3 protein-coding genes and 1 pseudogene are annotated in these 3,383 nt (G+C 71.9%); all 4 read right to left on the bottom strand.

The window, feature by feature from the left end; all coding sequences use genetic code 11:
• Window positions 1–26: 26 nt before the first annotated feature.
• Window positions 27–1,733, bottom strand: a complete 1,707-nt coding sequence (locus VGS97_RS21395; RefSeq protein ID WP_326855395.1) for a GH3 family domain-containing protein — start codon at window positions 1,731–1,733, stop codon at window positions 27–29.
• Window positions 1,720–2,358 (bottom strand): hypothetical protein, encoded by a 639-nt coding sequence (locus tag VGS97_RS21390; protein ID WP_326855394.1) that lies wholly within the window; start codon window positions 2,356–2,358, stop codon window positions 1,720–1,722. Before VGS97_RS21390 ends, VGS97_RS21395 begins: the two co-directional genes overlap by 14 nt.
• 26 nt (window positions 2,359–2,384) lie before the next feature.
• Window positions 2,385–3,014, bottom strand: coding sequence for a DsbA family oxidoreductase (locus tag VGS97_RS21385; RefSeq protein ID WP_326855393.1), 630 nt, complete (start codon window positions 3,012–3,014; stop codon window positions 2,385–2,387).
• A 38-nt stretch (window positions 3,015–3,052) separates the two neighbouring features.
• Window positions 3,053–3,383, bottom strand: a pseudogene (locus VGS97_RS21380) (cytochrome P450); the annotation flags it as partial.

Below are 3,383 nucleotides of genomic sequence, written 5' to 3'. Positions count from 1 at the left end.
AGCCCACGACTCGGCATCCGTCTCGGTCACGCGTGCTCCTTGGTTGTCGCGGTGGACTCCTCGCCGGTCAGGCTCCGCCAGAGGGCGGCGTCCTGGCGGAAAAGCCGGTCCTTGACCTGGGTCGGCCGGACCCCGGCGGCGACCCTCTGCTGCCAGTCGCGGTGGAAAGCGTCGGCGTCCAGCAGCAGCGTGCTCGGCGCGCCGAGCCTGCCGTCGGCGCGGGCACGGCGGTAATCACCCGAATGCACGCACAGGGCACGGTCGAGCGCGTCCGTGAATCGGCCGGTCTCCTCGGCCGTCCACGGGGTGGTCGGCGCGAGCGCGAACCGGTAGGCGGGCGCGGCTCCCGGCGCGGACTCGACACGGCAGGATGCGTTGTACGCTTCGAGGCCCCCGCTGTCGGTGGCGTCGAGCAGCGCGCGGATCACCTGCGCGTCGCGCAGCCGTTCCCCGGCCGCGTCGGAGCGCACACCGCGCCCGGCGTACTCCACGCGGGGCACGCCGCCGACGGAGTCGACGACGTGCACGACGTCACCGACCGCGTACCGGTACAGGCCACCGACGTGGCTGAAGATCACATGATAGTCGCGCCCTGATTCCAGCTCGTGCGGCTCCAGGGTGCGCGCATCGGGGGTCACGTCCTCGTCGGCGTCGATGAACTCGTACACGCTCGCGGTGGCCACGAGACTGCCGGCCGACCGGTGCCGGTCGAGCGGGACGCCGGTCGGCCCCTCGGACGCGGCCACCGGCGCGGGCAGCGCGCTCACCGCGACGCCGTACTCCTCGCGCAGCCGGGGCAGGTAGAGCGAGCCCATGCCGGTGGTCCAGCAGAACAGCGCGCGCATCCGCGGCCAGACCAGCGCGGGGCGCACGGCGCCGAAACGCTCGGCCAGCGTTTCGAGCTCGGCGGCGCGCCCCGGATCGGGCGAGCCGTGCGGCAGGCCGCCGACCGTGCCGTCGCGGACCTCCTTGACGATCCGGTCCCACCAAAGGCGCAGCTGGTACGGCAGCGCCGCGACCATCGCGGGGTTGATCCCGATCACCAGGCGCACGTCGTGCTCCACGGCCAGCCGCAGCCGCACGTATGCGCGCTCCAGATGATCCGCGGGGTCGACGGGGACCGGCAACGTGGACCACGGTGCGAATGCGCCGGGTTCCGCCGACAGCGGCTCGCCGAACCGGGTGCCGAGATCCACCTGGCTGGCGCCGACGTGCGGCTGGCCCGAGGCGGTGGTCGGCGGCGCGGACAGCGGGTCGTGCTTGAGGTTCAACGCCGCGTCCGGCCGGTCCATCACGTCGGGGAACTGTTCGAGCAGCGGCGCCCACGCCGCGTAGTAGAACGGGAAGAAGGTCGTGCGCATGAAGCGGGGCGTCACCGGGATCTTCTTGTGCGCGCCGGTGCTGCCGCTGCTGGTGAAGAACACTTCCGGCTGGTCGGCCGTGAGCACGTTGCGCTCACCCGCCGCGGCCCGCTCGATCCACGGCTCGTGCGCCGCGTAGTCGCCGATCGGAACGGCCGAGCGCAGATCCGCGAGCGTGCGCACCCGCGCCAGGCCGTGCGCCGCGCCGAACCCGGTGCCGGCGTTGAACGCGACCAGGTCCTCCAACACGCGCCGCTGGTTGCCTTCGAGGTCCGCGAAGGCCGCGCGCAGCCGCTCCCGCTCCTCGAACACCCGCGCCCGGTACCCGGCCGGACGTCCGGCGTCCGCGCCCCAGCCGTCAGAGAGCTTCATCCGCAAGTGCCTCCTGTATCGCCAGCGCGGTGCGCTGCGGGCTGGCCTGTTCGTCCACGAAGGTCACCGGAAGCTGCCGGATCTCCTCGCGCATCAGCTTGTCCAGGGCACGCTGGTAGCGCGCGAACCCGTCGCGCCCCGGCCGGCCGCCCTCGTATTCGAGGCGGTTGAGCCGCGCGCCGCGCCCGCAGCGGCGCCAGGCGCTCTCCTCCGAGACACGCAGGTAGACCACGCGGCTGGGCTGCGGGAACGAGCGCCACCAGTCGAACATCGGATTGTCGCGGACCCCCGCGAGCCGACACTTGGCCAGGATCTTGTAGTAGTAGGAGTCCACGACGGTCCGGCCGCCGACGGCCCTGGCCGCCTGGTCGCGCAGATGCAGGACCGCTATCTGGAGCAGCCCGGCCAGGAACTCCGGGGTGTAGCCGGTGCCGAGGCCCGGGAGCACGCCGGCGACCGAGCCGCGTATCTCGTCGATCGCCGCGTGCTCGGGACCGAGGAACTCCCGGTCGGTCGACACGACGCACCAGGGCGGCGAGCCGGCCCGCAACTGCGCCAGCGCCGTCGACTTCCCGGCGAAGTCGGTCCCGAGCAGCACGGCGAAACCAGACGTATCCCCCGACATGACTCCCCGTCACCGAACCGGACCGGTCACACCCAGGCGCGCTCTAGGGCCCGGGAGTAGTGGGTGATCGGCTGGGCGCCGACGAGCGAGAACTTTCCGTCGAACAGGTAGAAGGGCACCGACTTCGCCCCGACCCTCGCCGCCTCCGCCTCGTCTGCGCGCACCGAGTCAGTGTACACATTCGGGTCTGTCAGAACAGTGCGAACCTCGTCGGCGGCCAGGCCCGCCTCGGTCGCCAGTTCGACCAGCCGCTCGTCGTCGTCGTAGATCGACCGCTGCTCGGCGAAGTTCGCCCGGAAGAAGATGCCGAGCAGTTCGCGCTGGCGGCCCCTGTCCTTGGCGAACTGGAGCAGCCGGTGCATGTCGAGCGTGCTGCCGTGGTCGCGGTCCACGACGTAGCCGAGCTCCTCGTGGGCGGTCAGCCGGCTCAGGTTCTGCTCGTTGGCCAGGGCCTGCTCCTCGGTCATGCCGTAGCCCATCAGAACCTTGACGATCGGCGCGGTGTCGCCCCTGCGCAGCTTCGGGCCGAGCTCGAAGGAGCGGTGCACGAGTTGGACCTCGTCCCGGTGGTCGAACTCGGCCAGCGCCTTGCCGAACCTGGCCTGGGCGAGGTAGCACCACGGGCAGCTGATGTCAGACCAGACGTCGATACGCATGCGTACGTAAGTCCCTTCGGATTTCGGAGTGGGGTCGCTCAGCCAGAACGCGGCGGGAGCTCGTTCGGTCCGCGGATCCCGATGGCCGGGCGCCAGCTGAACGGTCCGCAGGCGACGGACGGTTCAAGCCACCCGGCCGGCACTGGCAGCGCCCCGGCGAATTCGAGCCGGGCCGGCGGTGCGCCCAAGCGGTGGTGCGGTCCGCCGCCGGACCGCAGGACCGGCGGCTTGTGCGCGGCGGTGATGTCGAAGACCTCGCCGCCGGGGTAGGCGCGCGGATCGCGCTGCGCCGCCTGTGCCCCGCTCATCAGCAGTGTGCCCGCGTCCGTGCTCTCGCCGCGGAATTCGAAGTCCTCTCCGGCGAAGCGG

Origin of the sequence: Actinocrinis sp., from assembly GCF_035946395.1 — a bacterium.
Taxonomy (GTDB): domain Bacteria; phylum Actinomycetota; class Actinomycetes; order Streptomycetales; family Catenulisporaceae; genus Actinocrinis.
This window is presented reverse-complemented; position numbering and strand designations above follow the sequence as displayed.